This is a genomic window from Tsuneonella sediminis (assembly GCF_051912845.1).
Classification (GTDB): Bacteria; Pseudomonadota; Alphaproteobacteria; order Sphingomonadales; family Sphingomonadaceae; genus Tsuneonella; species Tsuneonella sediminis.
Map to the genome: position 1 here is coordinate 1,849,484 of NZ_JBNCBU010000001.1, position 22,456 is coordinate 1,871,939.

At 65.4% G+C, this 22,456-nt stretch carries 16 protein-coding genes and 1 tRNA gene; 6 read left to right on the forward strand and 11 right to left on the reverse strand.

Translation table 11 applies throughout. From position 1 onward, the window contains the following. The first annotated feature begins 21 nt into the window (after positions 1-21). Positions 22-1,557: a peptide chain release factor 3 gene (locus ACPV3N_RS09425; RefSeq protein WP_440116945.1), complete on the forward strand. Its 1,536-nt coding sequence runs from the start codon at positions 22-24 to the stop codon at positions 1,555-1,557. Here ACPV3N_RS09425 and ACPV3N_RS09430 read toward each other — a convergent pair. The 6 genes from ACPV3N_RS09430 to ACPV3N_RS09455 all read right to left on the reverse strand — a co-directional run bounded on the left by ACPV3N_RS09430 (position 1,554) and on the right by ACPV3N_RS09455 (position 7,187). Then, a complete protein-coding gene (locus tag ACPV3N_RS09430; RefSeq protein ID WP_440116947.1) occupies positions 1,554-2,954 on the reverse strand; it encodes a sensor histidine kinase in 1,401 nt (466 codons plus the stop codon). The genes ACPV3N_RS09425 and ACPV3N_RS09430 overlap by 4 nt on opposite strands. Before the next feature lie 7 nt (positions 2,955-2,961). Beyond that, positions 2,962-3,699 (reverse strand): response regulator, encoded by a 738-nt coding sequence (locus ACPV3N_RS09435; RefSeq protein ID WP_440116949.1) that lies wholly within the window; start codon positions 3,697-3,699, stop codon positions 2,962-2,964. A 70-nt stretch (positions 3,700-3,769) separates the two neighbouring features. Continuing rightward, positions 3,770-4,351, reverse strand: coding sequence for an EF-hand domain-containing protein (locus ACPV3N_RS09440; protein WP_440116951.1), 582 nt, complete (start codon positions 4,349-4,351; stop codon positions 3,770-3,772). A 195-nt stretch (positions 4,352-4,546) separates the two neighbouring features. Further along, complete coding sequence (locus ACPV3N_RS09445) at positions 4,547-4,795, reverse strand: cupin domain-containing protein (RefSeq protein ID WP_440116953.1); 249 nt, start codon at positions 4,793-4,795, stop codon at positions 4,547-4,549. A gap of 143 nt (positions 4,796-4,938) precedes the next feature. Then, positions 4,939-5,319 (reverse strand): VOC family protein, encoded by a 381-nt coding sequence (locus tag ACPV3N_RS09450; protein WP_440116955.1) that lies wholly within the window; start codon positions 5,317-5,319, stop codon positions 4,939-4,941. 59 nt (positions 5,320-5,378) lie between these two features. Further along, a complete protein-coding gene (locus ACPV3N_RS09455) occupies positions 5,379-7,187 on the reverse strand; it encodes an aminopeptidase P family protein (RefSeq protein ID WP_440116957.1) in 1,809 nt (602 codons plus the stop codon). A gap of 37 nt (positions 7,188-7,224) precedes the next feature. On the opposite strand from ACPV3N_RS09455, the gene ACPV3N_RS09460 reads away from it, so the two are divergent. From ACPV3N_RS09460 to ACPV3N_RS09470, 3 genes are all read left to right on the forward strand, one after another. After that, complete coding sequence (locus ACPV3N_RS09460; protein WP_440116959.1) at positions 7,225-9,291, forward strand: S9 family peptidase; 2,067 nt, start codon at positions 7,225-7,227, stop codon at positions 9,289-9,291. Further along, positions 9,273-9,692 (forward strand): acyl-CoA thioesterase, encoded by a 420-nt coding sequence (locus ACPV3N_RS09465; protein WP_440116961.1) that lies wholly within the window; start codon positions 9,273-9,275, stop codon positions 9,690-9,692. Before ACPV3N_RS09460 ends, ACPV3N_RS09465 begins: the two co-directional genes overlap by 19 nt. 82 nt (positions 9,693-9,774) lie before the next feature. Next, positions 9,775-9,861 (forward strand) — tRNA-Leu (locus ACPV3N_RS09470). A 202-nt stretch (positions 9,862-10,063) separates the two neighbouring features. Here the strand turns inward: ACPV3N_RS09470 and ACPV3N_RS09475 are convergent. From ACPV3N_RS09475 to ACPV3N_RS09485, 3 genes are read right to left on the reverse strand one after another with little or no spacing between them, the layout of a single operon-like run. After that, positions 10,064-11,701 (reverse strand): recombinase family protein, encoded by a 1,638-nt coding sequence (locus ACPV3N_RS09475; protein WP_440116963.1) that lies wholly within the window; start codon positions 11,699-11,701, stop codon positions 10,064-10,066. Then, positions 11,698-12,129 (reverse strand): DUF2924 domain-containing protein, encoded by a 432-nt coding sequence (locus tag ACPV3N_RS09480; RefSeq protein ID WP_440116965.1) that lies wholly within the window; start codon positions 12,127-12,129, stop codon positions 11,698-11,700. Before ACPV3N_RS09480 ends, ACPV3N_RS09475 begins: the two co-directional genes overlap by 4 nt. Then, positions 12,129-12,458 carry a DUF3489 domain-containing protein gene (locus tag ACPV3N_RS09485; protein ID WP_440116967.1) on the reverse strand — a complete coding sequence of 110 codons (330 nt, stop codon included), beginning with the start codon at positions 12,456-12,458 and terminating at the stop codon, positions 12,129-12,131. Before ACPV3N_RS09485 ends, ACPV3N_RS09480 begins: the two co-directional genes overlap by 1 nt. A gap of 728 nt (positions 12,459-13,186) precedes the next feature. Between ACPV3N_RS09485 and ACPV3N_RS09490 the strand changes: the two genes are divergently transcribed. After that, a complete protein-coding gene (locus ACPV3N_RS09490; RefSeq protein ID WP_440116969.1) occupies positions 13,187-15,196 on the forward strand; it encodes a glycoside hydrolase family 97 protein in 2,010 nt (669 codons plus the stop codon). Here ACPV3N_RS09490 and ACPV3N_RS09495 read toward each other — a convergent pair. Then, positions 15,125-16,804: a sulfatase family protein gene (locus tag ACPV3N_RS09495; protein ID WP_440116971.1), complete on the reverse strand. Its 1,680-nt coding sequence runs from the start codon at positions 16,802-16,804 to the stop codon at positions 15,125-15,127. The genes ACPV3N_RS09490 and ACPV3N_RS09495 overlap by 72 nt on opposite strands. A gap of 3 nt (positions 16,805-16,807) precedes the next feature. Continuing rightward, positions 16,808-19,150 carry a beta-glucosidase BglX gene (bglX, locus tag ACPV3N_RS09500; protein ID WP_440116973.1) on the reverse strand — a complete coding sequence of 781 codons (2,343 nt, stop codon included), beginning with the start codon at positions 19,148-19,150 and terminating at the stop codon, positions 16,808-16,810. A gap of 204 nt (positions 19,151-19,354) precedes the next feature. Between bglX and ACPV3N_RS09505 the strand changes: the two genes are divergently transcribed. Further along, entirely contained in the window at positions 19,355-22,444 is a 3,090-nt protein-coding gene (locus tag ACPV3N_RS09505) for a TonB-dependent receptor (protein ID WP_440116975.1), read from the forward strand. Positions 22,445-22,456: the final 12 nt, after the last annotated feature.

The window sequence follows — 22,456 nt, forward strand, 5'->3', positions numbered from 1 at the left end:
CCCGGCTAAGGCGCGCCTCCCATGACATCGACCCCATCCGGCAACCGCCGCACGTTCGCGATCATCTCGCACCCCGACGCAGGCAAGACCACCCTGACCGAAAAGCTCCTGCTGACCGGCGGCGCAATCCACCTTGCAGGCGAGGTCAAGGCGCGGGGGCAGGCCCGGCGCGCGCGGTCGGACTGGATGAAGATCGAGCAGCAGCGCGGCATCTCGGTCACTTCGAGCGTGATGACGTTCGAGAAGGACGGAACGGTCTTCAATCTCCTCGACACCCCGGGCCACGAGGATTTCTCCGAGGACACCTACCGCACGCTGACCGCGGTCGATTCGGCGGTCATGGTGATCGACGCCGCGAAGGGCATCGAGCCGCAGACCCGCAAGCTGTTCGAGGTCTGCCGCCTGCGTTCGGTGCCGATCATCACCTTCGTCAACAAGGTCGACCGCGAGGGCCGCTCGCTGTTCGAGATCCTCGACGAGGTGGCCGATGCGCTGGCGCTGGACGTATCCCCGCAGTCGGCCCCGCTGGGCATGGGCGGGCTGTTCACCGGCGTGCTCGATTTTGCCAACGACACCGTCGCCAGGCCCGAAGGTGGCAGCAAGGAATACCTCGGCACGCGCGAACCGCTCGGCGAACTGCCCGACGAGCTTGCGGAGGAGATCGAGCTGGTGCGGGTGGGTTATCCCGAATTCGACCTCGAGGCATATCGCAACGGCGACCTGACGCCGGTGTTCTTCGGCAGCGCGCTCAAGAACTTCGGCGTCGAGGAACTGATCGCGGCGATCGACCGCTGGGCGCCGCCCCCGCGACCGCAGCCGTCGGAAGACGGGACTGTCGAACCGACCCGCGACGAGGTCACCGGTTTCGTGTTCAAGGTCCAGGCAAACATGGACCCCAACCACCGCGACCGTATCGCGTTCATGCGGCAGGTGTCGGGCACTTTCCGGCGCGGCATGAAGCTTACCCCCAGCGGGCTCGGCAAGCCGATCGCGGTGCATTCGCCGATCCTGTTCTTCGCGCAGGACCGCGAGATCGCCGACACTGCGCAGGCGGGCGATATCATCGGCATCCCGAACCATGGCACCTTGCGGGTGGGCGACACGCTGTCCGAATCCAACACGGTGCGCTTTACCGGCCTGCCCAACTTCGCGCCGGAAATCCTGCGCCGGGTCGTTCTGAAGGATCCCACCAAGACCAAGCAGCTGAGAAAGGCGCTCGACGATCTCAGCGAAGAGGGCGTGATCCAGGTGTTCTACCCCGAATTCGGCGCGCAGTGGATCGTCGGCGTGGTCGGCCAGCTCCAGCTCGACGTGCTCGTCAGTCGGCTCGAGGCCGAATACAAGGTCGGCGCCAGCCTCGAGCCCGCGCCCTTCGCCACCGCGCGCTGGATCAAGGGCAGCGAGGCGGCACTGAAGCAGTTCGCCGATTTCAACCGCGCGAACCTCGCCACCGACCGGGACGGCGACCCGGTGTTCATGGCCAAGAGCGCGTGGGACGTGAACTACCAGGCCGAGAAGAACCCCGACCTCACCTTCTCGGCCACGAAGGAACGCTAGAGCGGCAGCCGCAGTTCGGCGAGCAGCCCGCCATCAGGCCGGTTCGCCAGCACCAGCGCGCCGCCGTGCGCTTCGGCAATGGCCCGTGCGAGCGTGAGACCAAGGCCCGCGCCACCGGTTTCGCGGTTCCGGCTCGCCTCGCCCCGCACGAAGGGATCGGTGATCGTCGAAAGCCGATCGGCCGGGATGCCCGGACCGGTGTCGGTGACGCGCATCACGGCCCGGTCGCCATCGCGCAGCACCGCCACGTTCGCCGCCCCGCCATAGCGGATTGCGTTGGCGACGAGGTTGCGAAGCGCTCGCTTGGCCCAGGTTACGTGGACCGGCGCGACGACGCGCGGTCCGTCGGCAAGGCTCGCGGGCTGGCCAATGTCCTCGAATTCCTCGACCACCGAGGCAGCGAGCGCCCCGAGGTCGGTGCGTTCGGGCGGCTCGCTCGCGCGGCCCACGCGGGCGAGCGACAGGATGTCGTCGAGCGTGCGCACGATGTCCTCGATCCCGGCCGCCATCCGGGCGCGCTCCGCGTCATCCTCGACGCTTTCAATCCGCACCCGCAGCGCGGCCAGCGGCGTCTTGAGGTCGTGCCCGATCGCGCCGAGCATGACGTCCTTTTCGTCGAGCATGGCACCGATCCGGGCCTCCATGCGTCCGTGCGCCTCGATCAGCCGCCGCACGTCGTCGGGGCCCTGCGGCGCAAGCGGAGCGGCGGCCTCCTGCGTCCGGGCGAACGCCTCCACCCGCCGGGTGAGTGCGGCAAGCGGACGCGTGATTCGGCGCAGCAGCGACGCTATCGCCAGCATCAGCACGGCAAACAGGACAAACGTCTGTGCGACGAGCCCGCGCAGGGCCTGGCGGTCCCTGTGCGGGCTGAGCGCTCGAGCGGTAATCCAGCCTCCCCCGCCATCCGGCATGCTGGCGAGGACGATCCGCGCGCGATCGAGCCGGGTGCCGGGCGCGAGCGGGCGTCCCATCTCGATGCGCCGGACAACGCGCGGATCGGACAGGGCGCTGCGGCTGACGACGCGCAACCGGTCGGCGCCGCTCAGGCCCTGTTCGGCAAGGACGGTGCGCAACGACCGCTCGATCGCGGGTTCGACTCGGTCTTGTGGCAGCGAGGGCGGTTCCCCGCTCCGCTCGATCCGCCAGCGGCGCGGGCCGAAACGTGCTTGCGCGGGGGGCATGCCGGCCCTGGCGAACCGGTCGGCGGGAAATCCGTTCACGCTCGCGTTGGACGCTGCGCTCAACTGGATGGCCAGCGAGCCGACGAGATGTTGCACCCGCCGGTCTTCGGCCGCGCGAAACAGCAGGACCGCCGAGATGGCCTGCGCGACGAGCAAGGCGCCCGCCACCGCGAGGAGGACCTGTCCGAGCAGGCTGCGGGGCCAGAGCCGTCTCAAAGGTGTTCTATCCGTTTCCGCCGGACCCGATCCGGCGCACGTCGGCTGCGAAGCGGTAGCCGCCGCCGCGCACAGTCTGGATGAAATGGGGGTTGCGGCTGTCTTCCTCGATCTTGCGCCGCAGGCGACTTACCTGGTTGTCGACCGCGCGGTCGAAAATGTGCGCCTCGCGGCCCTGGACAAGATCGAGCAGGCGGTCGCGGTCGATGACCTGCCTTGGCCGGTCGAGAAATGCCGTCAGCAGGCGGAACTCGGCAGTCGATATTGGCACCGTGGTCCCTTCGGGATCGGTCAGCCGCCGCTTGAGCGGATCGAGCCGCCAGCCTTCGAACTCGTAGAGCGCGTCCTCCTCGGCGATCGCCGCGGGCCTGCTCGCCCGGCGCAGCACCGATCGTATGCGCGCGACCAGCTCGCGCGGCTCGAATGGTTTCACGACGTAGTCGTCGGCGCCGATCTCCAGCCCGACGATGCGATCGGTGGGTTCGCCCTTCGCCGTTAGCAAAATGGTGGGGATGGCCCTCGCCTCGACCAAGTGGCGGCAGAGCGACAGGCCGTCCTCGCCGGGCATCATGATGTCGACCAGGACGAGGTCGGGAGTTTCCTCGACGATCGCCTGCCGGGCCGCGGCGGCGCCTTCCGCCTCGCGCACGGCAAAACCCTGGCGCGCCAGATAGGCGGCGAGCGGTTCGCGCAGGGTCGGCTCGTCATCGACGAGCAAAAGGCGGATGGGCTCGGGATCGGTCATGGCGCGCTGCACCCGTGCCCGCAGCGGGACGCGCCGGTCAAGCGCGTCCCGCCGCTCCGGGAAGCGGGCCTCAGCTCGCGGGCTGCGCGGCCTGGCGCGCGGCCTTGCGCTCCTGCCACTTCGCCTTCATCGCTTCACGGGCCGCCGTGCGCTCTGCCTGTGTAACCACGCCGTTACCGTCGGTATCGACCCGGTCGAAACGCTTCATCGCGGCAGCGGTGAATTCAGCCTTGCTGATCGCGCCGTCGCCGTCGGTGTCTGCCATCCTGGCCATCATCCCCCGGCCGCCGTGGCCGCGCTTGCCACCCGTCCGGTGGCCGGCCATTGCAGCGGGATCCCCGCGCTTGCCTTGGCGCGCGCCGTCTGCATGGCCGCGGTGCATGGCTTCGAATTCGCTCCGGCTGATCGCGCCGTCTTTGTTCGTATCCATCCGGTCGAACATCTTCGCGCGCATCGCCTCGCGGTCGGCCTTGTCGAGCTTGCTGTCGCCATTGGCGTCCATCTTCGCGAAGTGTTCGGCGGCCCTCGCCTGGGCCTGGGCACGGGTCATGTCGCCTTGCGGCATTCCGTGGCCGCCCATGCCCGGGGCGGCAAGGGCAACGCCGGCGGTCGCCAGCGTCGCGGCGGCGATTGAAAGGGTCAATTTGCGCATGTTGTCGATCTCTTTCCAGTGAACAGGAAGAGCCGCAGCGCGCGGGATAGGGAAGGGAGGGGGGACCTGCCCGCGTCGCCGCAACTCACATTGGCCGTTATAATTCGGACTTGTCGCACCCGTATCGCCGATCGCGGGAGAATTGTCGCAGATTGTCGCAGTGCGCGCCGGCGGTTTACGTGGGCGCAAGCGCTCTTACCGGGGGCGGTGCTCGGTCCCGACACCGGCGGTGATGAACAGTGCCTTCGTCGTCTGCTCGACATCGGCTGTATGCCACGTGCCTGGCGGGTTGATCGCGTATTCGCCTGCGGAAATGGTCACCGTGTCGGTTGAACCGTCGGCGTGCTCCTGATGCAGCGTCATCGCGCCTTCGAGGCAGAGTACGACCTCCTCTCCGTGCGGATGGACTTCCCAAGAGTTCCAGCTTGCAGTGAAAGTGTGCATGCTGACGAGGCGACCTTCCGTCCCGTCGCCGCCGTGACGCTCGCCGTAACCTTCATATCAGTCGAGCCCCGTGAAGGGCGGCTGCGGCACCGCGGTCGCGCCGAGGCCGAGGTGGATCGGGCGCTCCTCGAGCGGGATGCCGCTCATCCTTCGGGCGCCGCCATCACGAATGCGTTGAGCTTGTTGCCGTCGGGATCGCGAAAGTATCCGGCGTAGAAACCACCGCCGCGATCGCCCGGCGCGCCTTCGTCGGTGCCGCCGTTGGCGAGCGCGATGTCGTAGAGCCGGCGAACCTGCGCTTCGTCCTTCGCCTGCAATGCCACCATCACTCCGTTGCCCACGGTCGCGCGGTTGCCATCAAAAGGTGCGGTAAGGCCGATGCCCGCGCCGCCGTCGGGCTTGCCCCAGGCGATGAACTGCTCGTTCTCCATCATGCGCCCAACGCCGAGTTCGCCGCACAATGCATCGTAGAACTTCGCGCCCCGGTCGCGGTCGTTGGTCCCGAGGGTGACGTATCCGATCATGTGACTGCTCCTTGCCGCGACTCGACCCGGCGTGGAACATTACAGGAACACAGGGCGCCTTACAACGGGGCGCAGGCCTCTTCGAGCCACGCCAGAACCTCGCCCGAAAGTTGCGGCGCCAGTACCCGCCTCACCTGCTCGTGGTAGTCGTCGACCCACGCGCGTTCGTCGTCGGTAAGCATCGCGGGTTCGATCAGCGCCTTGTCGATCGGTGCAAAAGTCAGAGTCTCGAAGCCGAGGTAGTCGCCTTCGGCCCCCTCGATCTCGCGCCTTTCCACCAGCACCAGGTTCTCGATCCGGATGCCGTAAGCGCCCTCCTTGTAATAGCCCGGCTCGTTGGACAGGATCATGCCCTCCATCAGCGCCTGGTCGCCGCCGGCCTGCGCGCCGGTGATCTTGGCGATGCGCTGGGGGCCCTCGTGCACCGACAGGAAGCTGCCGACGCCGTGCCCCGTGCCGTGCGCGTAGTCGACCCCCGCCTGCCACAGGAACTGCCGCGCGAAGGCATCGAGTTGGCCGCCGACGGTGCCCGCCGGGAAGACCGCGCGGGCGATCGCGATATGGCCCTTGAGGACGCGGGTATTGCGATCCCGCTGCTCGGGCGACGGCTTGCCGGGGCCGATCCAGACGGTGCGGGTTATGTCGGTCGTCCCGTCGAGGTACTGGCCGCCCGAATCGCACAGGTAGATGCTCGACGGGTTGATAGGGATGTTGCTGTCCTCGTCGACCCGGTAGTGCGGCAGCGCGGCGTGGGGGCCGGCGGCGCTGATCGTGTCGAAAGAGAGGTCGCGGAGCATGTCCGACGCTTCGTCGCGGAAGCGGCGCAGCTGCGCGGCGGCCGACAACTCGTCGATCCCGCCCTTCGGCCCCTCGACGCTCAGCCAGTGGAGATACTTGGCGATCGCCGCGCCGTCGCGGGCCTGTGCGTCCCGGTGGCCCTGTTGCTCGACCGCATTCTTGATCGCTCGCGGCAGGATCGTGGGATCGCGCACCGCGACAGGCTTTGCGCCCGTGCCCTCGAGCGCGTGGAAGATCGCCGCGACGCCGTAGCTGGGGTCGACCGCGATCGTCTTGCCCGTCATGCCGCGCAAGGCATCCTCGAACGCGAGGCGCGGACGGATCGTCACCGCGTTGCCGAGGTGCTTGGCAAGTTCCGGCGTGACCTTTTCCTCGCCGATGAACAGCTCGGCCGTGCCGTCGGCATGGGCGATCACGTAGGCAAGCGCCACCGGGGTCCGTTCGACGTCGCTGCCGCGCATGTTGAGCAGCCAGGCGACCGAATCGAGCGCGCTGACGACCGCCGCGTCGTAGCCTTCTTCCTTGAGCCAGTCGGCCACCTCTGCGCGCTTGTCGGCGCTCGACCGGCCCGCGCGCGTTTCGTCGTGCACCAGCGCGGGGGCGGTCGACGGCTCCGGCCGGTCGGCCCAGACCGCGTCGATCGGGTTCGAATCCACCGGGACCAGTTCGGCGTTTCTCTTTTCGAGCGCCTGGGCGACCTCCTCGGCCCAGCCCTTCGAATGAAGCCAGGCATCATATCCGATCTTCGCCCCTTCGGGGGCATTCGCGGCCAGCCACTTTGCCGGGCTGGACGCCGGGACGCTGACGTATTCGAACAGCTTGCCGTCGACCTGCTCGCGGACCTGCACGGTGTAACGGCCGTCGACGAAGATCGCCGCCTTGTCCTTCAGGACCGCGGCCATGCCCGCCGACCCGCCGAACCCGGTCAGCCAGTGAAGCCGCTGGGCATAACCGCCGATGTATTCGCTCATGTGCTCGTCGCTGATCGGGACGACGAAGCCGTCAAGTCCGCGCCTCTTCAGTTCCTCGCGCAGGGCGGAGAGGCGGGCTTCGTGTGTCTGCATGAGCATTGTTGCGGTCCTTTCGCATCCCACATAGGGCCGCGCCATGAACGATGCCACCGTCAACCCGCCGAAAACACCCCCCAGCGCGGCGAAAAAGCCCTCCAGCGTCATCCATCACGGGATCACTGTCGCCGACGACTACGCCTGGCTGCGCGACCCGAAATACCCGACGGTCGACGACCCGGAAATCCTTGCCCACCTAGAAGCCGAGAACGCGTGGTTCGAGGCCGCGATCGCGGGCCAGAAGGATCGCATCGACGCGCTGTTCACGGAAATGCGCGCGCGGATCAAGGAAGCCGACTCGTCGGTTCCGCAGAAGGACGGGGACTATCTCTACTGGATCGAGTTCGAGGACGGCGCCGAGTACAAGAAATGGTGGCGCAGGCCGGTCGCAGGCGGCGCTGACGAACTGATCCTCGACGAGGTGGCGCTGGCCGAGAGCAAGGACTATTTCCGTCTCGGCGCAATCAGTGTCTCGAACGATGGCAGGCTGCTCGCCTATTCGATCGACGACAACGGATCGGAACGGTTCACCGCGCGGGTGAAGGACCTTGCCACCGGCGAGCACCTGCCCGACGAGATCCGCGGCACCTTGTCCTCGCTCGTCTGGGCGGCGGGCGACACCGCGCTGGTCTACAGCCTCGCCAACGAACAGTGGCGGACCGACAATGCGCGGCTGCACCGCCTCGGCACCCCGCTGGCCGACGATGTCGAACTCTACCACGAGGACGACGAGGGCTTCCGCGTCGGCACCACGCTGTCGGCGAACGAGAAGTGGCTGATCGTCTCGACCAGCGACCACGAGACGAGCGAGGTGCGCCTGATCCCCGCTGCCGATCCGCTGGCCGATCCGCTGCTCGTGAAGCGGCGATCCAAAGGGGTCGAGTACGAAGTCGACGAGCGCGAAGGCACGCTCTTCGTGCTCGCCAACGACACGCACGAGAACTTCCGGCTTGCCACCGCGCGGCTGGCATCGCCCGGCGACTGGACCACGCTGATCGAGGGATCGGACGAATTCTACCTCACCGGGTTCGACCTGTTCCGCGACTTCTACGTGGTAGAGGGCAGACAGGCGGGGCTCGATACGATCGAGGTGCGGTATTACGACGATCCCGCCCGGGTCGAGCCGATCGCGTTCCCCGAAGCGAGCTATTCGGCGGGCCTCGGCGACAACCCCGAATGGGCGATGGAAAAGCTCCGCGTCGGCTACCAGTCGATGGTCAGTCCGGCGACGACCTACGACTACCACGTGGCGGAACGCCGGCTCGAAGTGCTCAAGGTCCAGGAAATCCCCTCGGGCTACGACGCCGGCCTCTATGCCACCGAGCGGCTGCACGTCGACGCGCGTGACGGCACACAAATCCCGGTCTCGATCATGTACCGGAAGGACCGTCAGTCGCCCGGGCCGCTGCACCTTTACGGCTATGGCGCCTACGGGATCGCGATCCCGCCGGGGTTCTCGACCACACGGCTCAGCCTTGTCGATCGAGGCTTCGCCTATGCGATCGCGCACATTCGCGGCGGCGACGACCTCGGGCGGGCGTGGTACAAGGGTGGCAAGCTCGAACGCCGGGTCAACACCTTCACCGACTTCGTCGACGTGGCGAAAGGTTTGATCGCGCGCGGCTACACCGAGGAAGGCCGCATCAGCATCTCGGGCGGCTCGGCGGGCGGCGAGCTAATGGGGGCGGTAGTCAATTCGGACCCGGGGCTGTGGGGCGCGGTCGTGGCCCACGTTCCGTTCGTCGACGTGCTTTCCACGATGCTGGACGCCAGCCTGCCGCTCACCCCCGGCGAATGGCCCGAATGGGGCAACCCGATCGAGGACCGCGCGGCGTTCGAGCTGATCCGGTCCTACAGCCCCTACGACAACGTTCGCGAGCAGGCCTATCCGCCGATGCTGGTGACCGCCGGCCTCAACGATCCGCGAGTGACCTACTGGGAACCGGCCAAGTGGGTGGCGCGCCTGCGCGAGAAGAAGACCGACGACAACGTGCTCCTGTTGAAGACCAACATGGGCGCGGGGCATGGCGGCAAGTCCGGGCGCTTCGAATCTTTGCGCGAAACCGCAGAGGAGTACGGCTTCATCCTGTGGCAGATGGGGCTTTGAGCCGGTTCGCGATCACCTTCACCGCGGGACCCGAGCACATCGACGCGCTCGGCCACGTCAACAACGCGGTCTGGGTGACATGGATTCAGGACGTGGCCACCGCGCACTGGTCGGCCGTCGCAGATCCCGCGCACGTCGAGCGGTACGTCTGGGTCGTGACCCGGCACGAGATCGACTACCGGGGCAACATCGGCGCGGGCGAGAGCGTGACCGCCGAGACCTTCATTCCCGAAAGTCCGCGCGGCGCGCAATTCGACCGCTGCGTCGAGTTCCGGAACGCCGGCGGCAGGCGGATCGTCACGGCGCGCAGCACGTGGGCGATGCTCGACAGGGGCACGGGGCGGCTCGTCCGCGTGCCGCGCGAAGTCGCGGCGCCATTCCTACCCGGAACGCAAGGCTGATTCACCGCTTGCGGGGCAGCAAACCCGTTGCTAGAGGCGCGCGCCTACCCGGACCGCTCGGCGGTCCAATCCCATTCGATGTGCGGTCGTGGCGGAATTGGTAGACGCGCAACGTTGAGGTCGTTGTGGGCGAAAGCCCGTGGAAGTTCGAGTCTTCTCGACCGCACCAAACAGTCAGCCAAGCAGACATAATTCCGCCTTCGGGCGCGCTGCGCTTTGGAAGTGGCGCAGTTATGCGGGCTTTGGCGCGATGATTTTCTGAGCCGTGGGCGAGAGAGCCCGCCGCCCACACCTGACGGCTGCCAACATCGGCCAAATTCTCTGTCTGGAAGTTCCCCACCCAAGAGGCATGAAGATGCGATGGATCGCGCTCAGTCTTGATAGCCGAACAAGGCCTCCTGTTCGGTCCAATCGGCCGACAGCGTTGTCTCGAGCAGCAAGGTACGATTGATCGCCTTCGGCTGGGTGCCTGCCGCAATGGACTCAACAATGCGTGGGCTCAGCCAGCTAACGCTCAGGAGCTTGGTCAACTGCTTGCGGCAGCGGCCCTCCTTGTTTGCCACCTGGTTGATGCTGAGTCCGGGGTTGCTGATGACTAGTTGCCGAGCCGCGAGGGCGTCGGCAATCAGCTGGACCAGCTTGTTATCCAGCGTGCTTCCCCTGTCCTCGGCGTCAATCCTGAGTCTTTCTTCGCGGAATGGCTTTCGAGCCGGAAGCGGGACGCTCCAAGCGAGCCCGCCACCCGTCCCGGCCGCCAGCGCATCTGAGTTCAACACGACCTCGATCCGCTCGGCGCGAACCTGCAAGGCGGCGATCAGTTCCTGCAAGGTTGCTTCGCGCGAACCATCGAACCCAAGCCTGCAGGCAAGCGATCGACCAGTCTCGAACATGGTCCGCAGTTGCACGGCTTCTTCGATCCCCGACAGGCGGCGCAGCGCATGCTCATCCTCCAACAGCTGGGTAAGATGCACGACAACGTGCCGCTCAAGTTGCCCTCGCGCGAAACGGGTAGCTGGTGGATCGGCAGGCCGAGCGAGGTCCTTGCGGGTCTCGTAGTAGGCGTAGCGTCGGCCACGCTTGGTGACATAGGTCGGGACCATCGGTCGGCCGTGTGGATCGGTTAGAAGGCCGCGCAGCAACGCCTGCTGAGGATCATTGGTCGGGCGCTTTCTTGGCGGCGCTTTCTCATTCAGCTGTGCCTGCACCGCATCCCACAGATCCTCGTCCACGACCGATTCGTGCTCGCCTTCGTAAACCTGGCCCTTGTGGGCGATCTTGCCTCGGTAGATCGGGTTCTTGAGAAGGTGGAACAGGCTCCCGCGTCGAAAGGGAATGCCGCCACGATGGGGGCCGCTTGTCCGTTGCTGGACCTTGGTGACCAACCCTTCCCGCTGCAAAACCTCGATCAGGGCCGGGACCGATCGGATCTCGAGATAGCGCTTCATGATTCTGCGCACCCGCTCGGCCTCTTCGGGCACCGGGACCAGTTTGCGATCGACCACTTTGTATCCCAGCGGAACCGGGCCTCCCATCCATATGCCCTTCCTCTTGGACGCCGCGATCTTGTCGCGGATCCGCTCGCCGGTGACCTCGCGCTCGAACTGGGCGAACGAGAGGAGGACGTTGAGCGTCAGCCGGCCCATACTGGTGGTGGTGTTGAACGCCTGAGTGACCGAGACGAAGCTTGCATGCTTTGCGTCCAGCTGTTCGACAATCTTGGCGAAGTCGGCGAGGCTGCGGGTCAGACGATCGACCTTGTAGACGACGATCACGTCGACCCGGCCGGCCTCGATGTCGGCCAGCAGCGCCTCGAGTCCCGGACGGAGCATACTCCCGCCGGAGAACCCGCCATCGTCGTAACGGTTCGGTACGAGCGTCCAGCCTTCGTGCCGCTGGCTCAGGATGTATGCCTCGCAGGCCTCTCGCTGGGCGTCGAGACTGTTGAACTCCTGCTCCAGCCCGCCTTCGGTCGACTTGCGGGTGTAGACTGCGCAGCGCAGCGGCTTCATCGCTTAAAATCGGTCAGGCCGAAGAACTTCGGTCCACTACAGTGCGAGCCGCTGATGGCCTTAGCGATCGCGGTGAGTGATCGCCATGGCTTGCCATCGTACTCAAAGCCATCCTCCAGAACGGTCACGGTGTGGCCGACGCCGTGCCAGTCGCGGACAAGCCGTGTTCCGATGGTAAGCTTGCGAGGTGACGGACCCTTCCGTTTTCTTTCCTGGGGCTGCGCAGCCAGCTGGCGCAGCAACGATTTGGTCGAGCGGCTCACGCCGCCAAGCCTTTGCTCCTGCAGCCGGTAGGCGATTCCCAGTCGCAGCAGCTCGGGCGAAAGGTCGGGAGTGGGCGCGGCATAGCGCCGCGCCCACTCGGCTTTCAGTTCGTCAATTGACATGTCCGCGAGCTGGCCGAGGGTAATGTAGACGCGTCGTACCATCAGTCTGCCGCAACGCGGTATACGCGCTCCTCGCCTTCTGCCTTTTCGCTCGTGACCTGGTGCCCCTTCTTCTTCAGGCCAGTCAGCGCCGCCCGCGTGGTGTGCGGCAACCAGCTGGCGGCATTAACAAGCTGGGCGATCGTGGCGCCCTCCGGTCGCTGAAGCATGGCCAGAACGAGGCTGGACTTGCTGACGGGCTTGGCCGTCTCTGCTTCGACCTCTGTGGTGGGTGTGGAAGAAGGAGTTGCCACTCCGCCCGCTGGTTTCGGCTCGTGTGCCATCCGGCGAGGGCGCTTTGTGTTGGGCTCGCTCTCATTGGTATTGATCATTGGGTGGTACTCCTTGGTGGAGCAACACCTCGCTGCTCCCACCACCCAAGGCCCTGACGGACGAGCCGGTCAGGGCTGCGACCTTGGTTCAGGGCCGCCATTGACTGACGACACCAATGCTTCCGGTGCGGTGGAAGTCCAATGGAATGTCGCGGTTCGGAAGTCTTGCGACATTCGACTAACGGCAGCTTCGCGCCCCTTAATCGGTCATTACGCCCAGAACGATAAATGCCCTAAAGCAGTCGTTCGCTCAGGAACGCCATAGCGGCCGCTTTGTGCCCTGATCTTGGTCATTCGAGAGGTCGCTGCATTCTGCCAAAAGCTGACTCTGGCCCTGATGCATCGGCATTGATCCCCAACCCGCAGACTGATCTTGCGAATGGCGCAACACCGATGACGGAAGCGCGCCGCCGTGCGGTTGAAGACAAGCAAGCAAGTGTGACCGAACCCCCGCCAGTTTCGCGGGTCTCACGGCGCAAGTCTCGACAGCGTCTACGAAGAGTGCGGAGGCGAGGCCATCTCATTGGCCAACCTACAATGCGAGAATGGTGCGAGCGGACTGAGGCGAGGCGCGCCCGAAAGTGTAACCGGTTGCACAGTGCGGACAGTCGGCTATTCTGATTTTTCGCGGATTGGAGAAAGCGATGTCGTACTACCCCGAGCGAACCTTCGCGGCGAACTTACGTTCGGGGATAGCGGGAGGTCTGCTGGCTATCGCCGGCGTGGGTATGTCTTGCAGTTCGGCCGCTTGGGCGGGGGACGGCGAACCGCTCCACCGGCAGTGTTCGCCTAATGGTCGCCTGTGCTTTGTCCTCACGACCGACCAAGGCATCGCCCACTGGTCGCTCGAGCGCGATGGAGCCGCTGTCGTTTCCCCATCGCGGGTCGGATTCCTCCTGCGCGGAGCCGGCAAGTGGGAACACGGGATGAGCCTGGGCGAACCGAGCTTCGCGAGCCGCACGACAACCTGGGAACAGCCTTGGGGGGAAAGTCGCTTCGTCACCGACGACCACCGCGAGATGGCGGTGCCGATCACCGAGCAGGGCAGGACGAAGCGTACCGTGGTGCTCGTCGCGCGGGTCTTCGACGGCGGGATCGGGTTCCGGTTCGCCTTTCCGGACCAGCCCCAGCTTGCCGACGTTCGGATCGACGAGGAACTCACCGAGTTCAACCTTGCCGGTGAGGCGGACGCATGGTGGATTCCCGGCGGCGAATGGAACCGCTACGAATACCTGTACAGGAACACCGCCGCCGACGCGGTTACGACCGCCCACACACCGATCACCTTTCGCCGCCCCGACGATTTGCATATCGCGATCCACGAGGCGGCGCTGGACGACTACAGCGGGTTCTGGCTGCAGCGGATCGAGGACCAGCGGTTCCGCACCCGGCTTGCGCCGTCGTCGCGGCCGTGGAAGGTCCGCCGCCCCGCGCCCTTCGAAACGCCCTGGCGAGTGGTCCTCGTGGCAGAGGACGCGCCGCGGCTTTACGCGGCCGCCGACATCATTCTCAACCTCAACGAGCCCAGCCGCATCGCCGACGCCAGCTGGATTCGCCCGCACAAGTATGTCGGCATCTGGTGGGCCATGCACCTCGACAAGTGGAGCTGGAACGCGGGCCCGAAACATGGTGCGACCACCGAACACGCGCTTCGCTACATCGACTTCGCGGCCAGGCACGGGTTCGGCTCGGTGCTCGTCGAAGGCTGGAACGAGGGCTGGTGGAGCGAGAGCGGCCGGAACTTCAAGTTCGCTACCGCATATCCGGATTTCGACATGGACAAAGTAAGCGCCTACGCGAAGGCGCGGGGCGTCGAGTTGATGGGGCATCACGAGACCGCCGGTAATGCGGGCCTTTACGAACGTCACCTCGACGAGGCGTTCGACTATTACCACAAGCACGGAATACATTCGGTCAAGACCGGCTACGTCGCCGATGCGGGCGGTGTGCTGCGGGAGGATCCCGATGGCACCGAGCAGTGGGAATGGCACGACGGCCAGTTCATGGCCCGCCATCACGTGCTCGTTGCTAAGGAGGCCGCCAAGCGCCGCATTGCGATCAACGCGCACGAGCCGATCAAGGACACCGGGATGCGCCGCACGTGGCCCAACCTGATGACCCGCGAAGGTGCGCGAGGCACCGAGTACATGGCCTGGGGCGAACCGTCCAACCCGCCCAGCCACGAGCCGACCCTGCTGTTCACCCGGATGCTCTCCGGACCGTTCGACTACACCCCGGGAATCGTCAGTCTCGAGGGCCGGAACGGTCGTCCGTTTCCCAATACGCTCGCCCGCCAGCTCGCCGATTACGTCGTGCTTTATTCGCCGCTCCAGATGGCCGCGGACCTGCCGGAGAATTACGCGAAGGCACCCGACGCGCTGGCGTTCATCGAGCAGGTGCCGGTGGACTGGGAGCGGACGCGCGTGCTTGACGGGAAGATCGGCGAATACGCAGTCGTCGCGCGCCAGAGGCGAGGCGGGGAGGACTGGTGGCTCGGCGGGGTTACCGATGCCGCGCAGCGCACTGTCCGGGTCGACCTGTCGTTCCTTCCGGCCGGCAGGCGCTATACGGCGGAGATCTGGCGCGACGGCCCCGGCGGGGGCATCGGGGGCAATCGGTTCGCGATGGTCCGCGAAAAACGGACGGTCACTGCCGCCGACACGATGTCAGTGACGATGGAGCCCGGCGGCGGCTTCGGCATCGCGCTGACCCCGCGCGATGGCCGCAGGCGACGCTAACGCTTCGGCGACCGCCGGCCCACCGTCGTCGCGGTACTTCTGGCGAAGGGTGGCGAGCCGGCGCTTCATTGCGGCGATCTGTCGCTGCATGGCGGGATCGTCGATCCGGTTATGCATCTCCTTGGGATCGCTGCTGAGATCGTAGAACTCCCACGCGTTCACGTGACCATAGAAGCGGATCAGCTTAAAGCGATCCGACTTGATCCCGTAGTGTGCGCTCACCGCGTGATTGCCCGGACCCCGGACGTACTCGTAGTAGTGATAGTAGATCGCGTCGCGCCAATCGGCGGGCGGCGTGCCGTCGGCTATGTCACGCAGCGAACGGCCCTGGATCTCCTCGCGCGCGGGTAGCCCGGCATAGTCGAGGAAGGTGGCCGCATAGTCGATGTTCTGGATCGGGGCTGCGACCCGGATACCCGCCGGGACATGGCCCGGGTACTGCATCAGGAACGGGGTGCGCAGCGATTCTTCGTACATGAACCGCTTGTCGAACCAGCCGTGCTCGCCTAGGTAGAAGCCCTGGTCCGAAGTGTAGACGACGATCGTGTTGTCCATTTCCCCCGATGCTTCGAGCCAGTCGAGCACCCGGCCCACGCTTTCGTCGACCGCGGCAACGGTGCCGATATATTCGTCCATGTAGCGCTGGTACTTCCAGATCGCCATATCGCGCTCGTCCAGATTCGCGCGGTTCATCGCGTCGTTGCCGGGCTGGAGCGCGCCGAAATAGGCTTCGCGCTGGGCCTCGGTCATGCGGTTGAAATCGTCGGTCCAGGGGTTGAAGCGCAGTTCCCGCGAACCCGCCTTCGTCGTCATCTTGAGGTCGTGACCTTCGTACATGTCGCGGGCGATCGTCATCTCCTGCGCTGCGGCTGCGGGCCGCCCATCGTAGTGGTCGAAGTAGTTGGTCGGCACGGGGAATTCGGTGCCGATGTACTTCTGGACGTGGCGGATCGCCGGCATGAAGTTCCGGTGCGGTGCCTTGTGGTGCATCATCAGGACGAACGGCTGGTCAGGTCTGCGCTGCACGGTGAGCCAGCGCAGGGTCAGGTCGGTAGTGATGTCGGTAGCGTAACCTTCGACCACCTTCCTGCCTTCGGGCGTTATGATGTCCGGGTTGTAGTACTTGCCCTGGTCGTCAAGCACCGCCCAGGTATCGATGCCGGACCCCTCGGGCGAGTAATTCAGGTGCCACTTCCCGAACAGCGCGGTCTGGTAGCCCGACTGGCCGAGTGCGCGCACCCAGTTCCACGACGCATTGTCGAACTTCTGTCCGTTCTTCGTGAACCCGTGCAGGTGGCTGAAAAGGCCGGTCAGCATCGTCGCTCGGCTCGGCCCGCACAGCGAGTTTGTGACGTAGCTGTTCTCGAACAACGCACCGTTCTTTGCGATGCGGTCGATGTTCGGTGTGGGGGCGATCTTGCCGATCTGGGTTCCGTAGGCGGAAATGGCCGTCTGAGCGTGATCGTCCGACATTATGAAGATGATGTTCGGGCGCTTCTGCTCGACCGGAGCGGCCGCGACCGGCGCCGGCTCCGAGGCGGCAGGCAGAGTGGCGCAGGCCCCCAGCGCCAGGAACGCGAGCGGAGCGAGAAGGACGACCTGCTTCATGGACTATTCCGTTATGGTGAACTCGACCGGCGTGCTCGCCTTCGCGCCCGACGACGGGGCGATCCACAGGCGGTAATCGCCCGGCTCCCAACCGTAAGTCATGTCCGCGCGGGTGAAGGCGAGGTCCTCCGGCCGGATGGTGAACCGGACGCTGCGGCTTTCGCCGGGCGCGAGGGCGATCTTTTCGAACCCTTTCAGTTCCTGGACCGGCCGGGTCACTGAACCCACCATGTCCTGGACATAGAGTTGCACCACTTCCTCGCCCGCGCGGGTGCCGGTGTTGGTGATGGTGGCGCTCGCGACGATCGCTCCCCCCGGACCGATCGACGATGCGCTGAGCGACACGGGCGAATAGCCGAAGGTCGTGTAGCTGAGGCCGTATCCGAACGGGTACAGGGGGCTGTTGGGCACATCGAGATAGCGGGACACGTACTTGGCCCCCGGCGCACCGAGTTCGATGGGGCGGCCGGTGTTCTTCATGTCGTAGTGGATCGGCTCCTGGCCGACGTTGCGCGGGAAGGTGATCGGCAGCTTGCCCGAAGGATTGTAGTCGCCGAACACTACGTCAGCCACCGCATGGCCGCCCATCGTGCCGGGATACCAGGCGTGCAGGATCGCCGCGACGTGATCCTGGGCCCAGCCGATCGAATTGGGGCGCCCGCTCATCAACAGCAGCACTACCGGCTTGCCCGTCGCTACGAGCTGCCTGAGCAGCGCCTCCTGGTTGCCGGGAAGGTCGAGCGAGGTGCGGCTGGCGGCTTCGCCGGTCATGTCCCACTTCTCGCCCATGGCGGCGACGACGACATCCGATTTGCGGGCTAGGGCGAGGGCCTCGGCGAACCCGTCGGTCTTGCCGGCGGCGTCGAACTCGTAGCTGGCCCCCTTGGCGTAGGTCACGCTGGTCCCGCTCGGCGCGCGCGCCTTCAGTCCCTCAAGCACCGAAACGGGCCGGGTCCGGCGATCGCCGGCGGCGGCCCAGCTGCCGATCATGTCGGCCTTGCTGTCGCCCAGCGGACCGATCAGCGCGATCGACTTTGCCGAGGCGGGGAGGGGCAGCGCGTTGCCCTCGTTCTTGAGCAGAACCATCGACTTGCGCGCCACATCGCGCGCGGCTTCGAGATACTCAGGCTTGTAGAGCGTTGCCTTTTCGCGTGCCTCGTCGGCGTAGCGATACGGATCGTCGAACAGGCCGAGGCGATATTTCGCCTCGAGGATGCGGCGAACCGAACGGTCGACGGCGGCGACCGGGACGCGGCCATTTGCCACCGACTGCGCGAGGTCGTCCATGAAGATCGCGCTCTGCATATCCATGTCGACCCCGGCGTTGATCGCCTGTTCACCGGCCTGCGCCTTGTCCTTCGAGAAACCGTGTGGGACCATTTCGGCAATCGAGGTGTAATCGGTGACCACGAAGCCGTCGAAACCCCACTTGTCGCGCAGGACATCGGTTAGGAGGTACGGGCTCCCGCTGGCTGGGATGCCGTCGACCTCGTTGAAGCTCGTCATGAAGGTCGCAACGCCCGCATCGACCGCCGCCTTGAAGGGGGGCAGGTAGGTGTCGCGCAGCGTACGGTCCGAGATGTCTACGGTGTGGTAATCGCGGCCCGCCTGCGCCGCGCCATAAGCCGCGAAATGCTTCGCGGTGGCAAGGATCGTGTCGGTCCGCGAGAGATCCTGGCCCTGGTACCCGCGCACGCGCGCTTCCGCGATCCGGCTGCCGAGAAAGACATCTTCCCCGGCGCCTTCCGATACCCGGCCCCAGCGGGCATCGCGCGCGATGTCGACCATCGGGGAAAAGGTCCAGTGGATGCCTTCGGCCGACGCTTCCTCCGCGGATACGCGGGCCGACTTCTCGATGGCGGCCAAGTCCCAGCTCGCCGCCTCGCCCAGCGAGATCGGGAAGATCGTGCGATGACCGTGGATGACGTCATAGCCGAAGAGCAGGGGGATCTTGAGCCGGGTGTCCTCGACCGCAAGGCGCTGCAGGTCGCGGGTGTATTTCGCGGTGTACGCGTTGAAGATCGCGCCGACCCGACCGGCCTTGATATCCTGCTGGTAGCCGCTGCGCATTGTCGGGCCGGTCGATTCCCAGTCGCTCGTGAGCAGGTTCAGCTGACCGATCTTTTCCTGCAGCGTCATGCGCGCCATCAGGTCGTCCAGAAAGCGGTCCATCGCCGGGTCGCGCCGCGCCCAGGACGGCTCTGCCGGAACGGCGGAAACGGTGCCCGCGCGGGCCTGCGCGGGGGCGGTCGTCACGCCCTGGCCTGGCTCGGCAGAGGTGGTCGCGCAAGCGGCGACCGCAAGCAACGCGCTCGTGATCCCGATTGATCGTGCCACTGATGCCATTCTGATCCTCCTGCCCTTTGTCCGGTGACGTCGGCACCGTAGTTTTTGCGGTTTCACGGATTCGCCCGCTCTTCGTGCACTCTATACAGCCGTTATGAAACCGGTTACAAGGGCAATCGAGAACTTGATTCGACCGGTCCTTTTTCCGGCGATTCGACATGTCGGAGCCATAACATGGTCCGTACCAAGGGGAGGAATGGGAAGGTGCACAGCGCAAATCAGAATCGCTCGCTCACCGCGCGCCGCCTCGCGGCCGCGCTCGCGGTCACGAGTGCCGCCGGCGTCATGGCGGTGGCCCTTGCCGTGCCGGCGTACGCGCAGGAAGCCAACGCGTCGCTGCGCGGGCGCATTTCCGCCGACAGTCAGGTGAGCCAGGTCAGCGCGGTCGAAGTTGCGACGGGCGTTCGCCGGACGGTCACGGTTGCCTCCGATGGCTCTTATAACTTCGCGTCGCTTCGCCCCTCGACCTATCGGCTCGAGCTGCAGACTGCCGACGGGGTCAAGTCCACCGAGGAATTCACCCTGCTCGTCGCGCAGGACGCGGTGATCGATTTCGACCTTTCCGCTGCCGGAGCCGGCAGCCGCACCGTGGCTGGCGTGACCAACGAGGCCAACGAGATCGTCGTATCGGGCGCGCGATTCCGCAGCATGGAGGGCGGCGAGGTCGGCCTAAACATCACCCGCCGCGAAGTCGAAACTCTGCCGCAGATCAACCGCAACTTCCTGGCATTTGCCGACCTGGCGCCAGGCGTGCAGTTCGTCACCAACGGCGCGGGCCAGTCCCGGCTGCAGGGCGGGGCGCAAGATAGCCGCACGACCAACGTATTCATCGATGGGGTCGGCCAGAAGGACTACGTCCTCAAGAACGGCATCACCGGCCAGGATTCGACCGCCGGCAACCCGTTCCCCCAGTCGGCCATCGGGGAATACCGGGTGCTCACCTCGAACTACAAGGCCGAGTTCGACCAGGTCAGCTCGGTGGCGATCACCGCCGTCACCCGCTCGGGCACCAATGAGTTCCACGGCGAGGCGTTCTTCGAATACACCGACGAGGGATTCCGTTCGCGCACTCCCAGCGAACGCTTCCTCGGCCGGCCGGGGCGCGTTACCGGCGACTTCACCGGTCCCAAGACGCCGCAGCAGGACATCCAGTACGGCGTCTCGCTCGCCGGGCCGATCATCCGGGACAAGCTGTTCTTCTTCGGCACCTACGAGGGCAAGAGGATCGACCAGCCGCTCGACATCAATCCCGGCAGCGGGAACAACGTCGGCAACATCCCGAGCGCTTTCGCAAACGAGTTCGGGTCGTTCTCAAAGCGATTCAACGAGGATCTCTATTTCGGCAAGCTCGACTTCGCGCCGAACGACGCCGACTTGATCCAGGCTTCGCTGAAGTATCGCCGCGAGACGGGTGACGGAATCAATTCGGGTTCGAGCCTGCGCAGCACTACGGTCGATCAGAACGTCAAGGAGTGGCGCGGGCTGCTTCGCTGGGAGCACACCGCAGACAACTGGATCAACGACCTCAAGCTGACCTTCGAGGACGCGTCGTGGTTTCCGACCCCGCGCACGTTCGAGAACGGCTTCCGGTTCCAGGATGCGAACGGCGTACAACTGTTCCAGACGGGCGGCGCCTCGAACTATCAGGACAAGGGCCAGAAGGGTTACGGTATCCAGAACGACTTCACCTGGATCGGGCTGCCCGGGCACACGATCAAGGCCGGCGTGAAGGCGAAGTGGGTGAAGCTGAATTCGCTTCAGCTCAATCTGTTCAACCCGCTCTACACGTTCAACACGCAGTATAATCCGGCTGCAATGAACAACACCGGCACGTTCAACAGTGCTGTGCCGTATCAGGTGCAGTTCGGGTTCGACGCGGGACTGGGCGCGAACCCGATCGTGACCTCGGACAACTTCCAGCTTGGACTGTTCATTCAGGACGACTGGGAAGTGAACGACCGGCTTACACTCAACCTAGGTGTCCGCTGGGATTACGACCGCACGCCCTCGTACGTGAACTTCGTCACGTCGCCCGCCTCGCTCGCGGCGGTGTCGCCGACGAATTATCCCAATCTCGTGAACGCTGATTACGACATCAACGATTTCATCTCGACCGGGACCGAGCGCAAGACATTCACGGGCGCGTTTCAGCCGCGCATCGGATTCAGCTACCTCCTCGACCCTGAAACGGACTTCACCCTCTTCGGCGGGTTCGGCCGTTCGTACGATCGCAACCAGTTCGATTTCCTCCAGCAAGAGGTAAGTCGGGGCGGCTTCACCACCCGAACCTTCCGCTTCCGGGTGCCCGGCGACGCGCGCAACAACTGCAATCCATCGCCAACCTGCGTGGCGTGGGACCCCGTCTACCTGACGCCCGCCGGCCTTGCGCAACTCGTCAATTCGGTCGGGCCGACCGCGGGCGAGGAGTTGCGGTTCATCGACAACGACCTGAAGGTGCCTTACTCCGACCAGTTCAGCATCGGTGTGCGTCGTAATTTCGGTCTGCTCAACGCCGAAGTCGGCTTCACCCACATCGAGAGCAGGGACGGGTTCGCCTACCTTCTGGGCAATCGCCGTCCGGACGGCTCGTTCTTCGCCCCCACCGGCAACCAGAACTCGCCGTTCGGTTTCGCGCCTCCGGGCCGCGGCAGCATCATCATCGGGACCAACGGTCTCGAGACTAACGCCGATTCCGCCTACCTCAAGCTCGTCAAGCGCTACACGGCGTCGTCGCCGTGGAACATCACGGCGACCTATACCTATACCGAGGCAGAGGAGAACCGGAACTTCGGCGAAACCTTCGCGCTCGATTTCCCGTCCACCGAGGACTATCCCTTCCTGTTCTCACGCGGGGTGTCGAAGCATCGTTTCGTCACTGCTGGCAGTGCCGACCTGCCGCTCGATTTCGTGATCTCCGCCAAGATGACACTCGCTTCGCCGCCGTTCGTCTCGGGCTTCGCCAACGATCCGACCGGCAAGCGGATCATCATCGGTACCTTCGGGAACAACACCAACCCGGCGCCTTTCCTTATTTTCGACAAGTGGGCGTTGCGGCAGTTTGACATGGCGCTGAAGAAGAATTTCGCGCTGCCGTTCCTGACCAATGCGTCGAAGCTCTGGGTTCGTGCCGACCTCTTCAACGTGTTCAACTGGCGGAACTACACCAGCTACAACGGCAATCCGAACGACAATAACCCGACCGACGGGAACGGGGGTTTCGGCGACGTGTCGAACTTCTCGATCGGCGGAAATCCGCCGCGCACGCTCAAGCTTTCGGTCGGCTTCGAATTCTGACCGGACGCCATC

Bases quoted from the DNA above. Each gene is read 5' to 3' on its own strand.
- ACPV3N_RS09425 (WP_440116945.1), top strand. From the start codon at position 22: ATGACATCGACCCCATCCGGCAACCGCCGCACGTTCGCGATCATCTCG.
- ACPV3N_RS09435 (WP_440116949.1), bottom strand. From the start codon at position 3,699: ATGACCGATCCCGAGCCCATCCGCCTTTTGCTCGTCGATGACGAGCCG.
- ACPV3N_RS09440 (WP_440116951.1), bottom strand. From the start codon at position 4,351: ATGCGCAAATTGACCCTTTCAATCGCCGCCGCGACGCTGGCGACCGCC.
- ACPV3N_RS09445 (WP_440116953.1), bottom strand. From the start codon at position 4,795: ATGCACACTTTCACTGCAAGCTGGAACTCTTGGGAAGTCCATCCGCAC.
- ACPV3N_RS09450 (WP_440116955.1), bottom strand. From the start codon at position 5,319: ATGATCGGATACGTCACCCTCGGGACCAACGACCGCGACCGGGGCGCG.
- ACPV3N_RS09455 (WP_440116957.1), bottom strand. From the start codon at position 7,187: ATGCTCATGCAGACACACGAAGCCCGCCTCTCCGCCCTGCGCGAGGAA.
- ACPV3N_RS09460 (WP_440116959.1), top strand. From the start codon at position 7,225: ATGAACGATGCCACCGTCAACCCGCCGAAAACACCCCCCAGCGCGGCG.
- ACPV3N_RS09475 (WP_440116963.1), bottom strand. From the start codon at position 11,701: ATGAAGCCGCTGCGCTGCGCAGTCTACACCCGCAAGTCGACCGAAGGC.
- ACPV3N_RS09480 (WP_440116965.1), bottom strand. From the start codon at position 12,129: ATGGTACGACGCGTCTACATTACCCTCGGCCAGCTCGCGGACATGTCA.
- ACPV3N_RS09485 (WP_440116967.1), bottom strand. From the start codon at position 12,458: ATGATCAATACCAATGAGAGCGAGCCCAACACAAAGCGCCCTCGCCGG.
- ACPV3N_RS09490 (WP_440116969.1), top strand. From the start codon at position 13,187: ATGTCTTGCAGTTCGGCCGCTTGGGCGGGGGACGGCGAACCGCTCCAC.
- ACPV3N_RS09495 (WP_440116971.1), bottom strand. From the start codon at position 16,804: ATGAAGCAGGTCGTCCTTCTCGCTCCGCTCGCGTTCCTGGCGCTGGGG.
- bglX (WP_440116973.1), bottom strand. From the start codon at position 19,150: ATGGCATCAGTGGCACGATCAATCGGGATCACGAGCGCGTTGCTTGCG.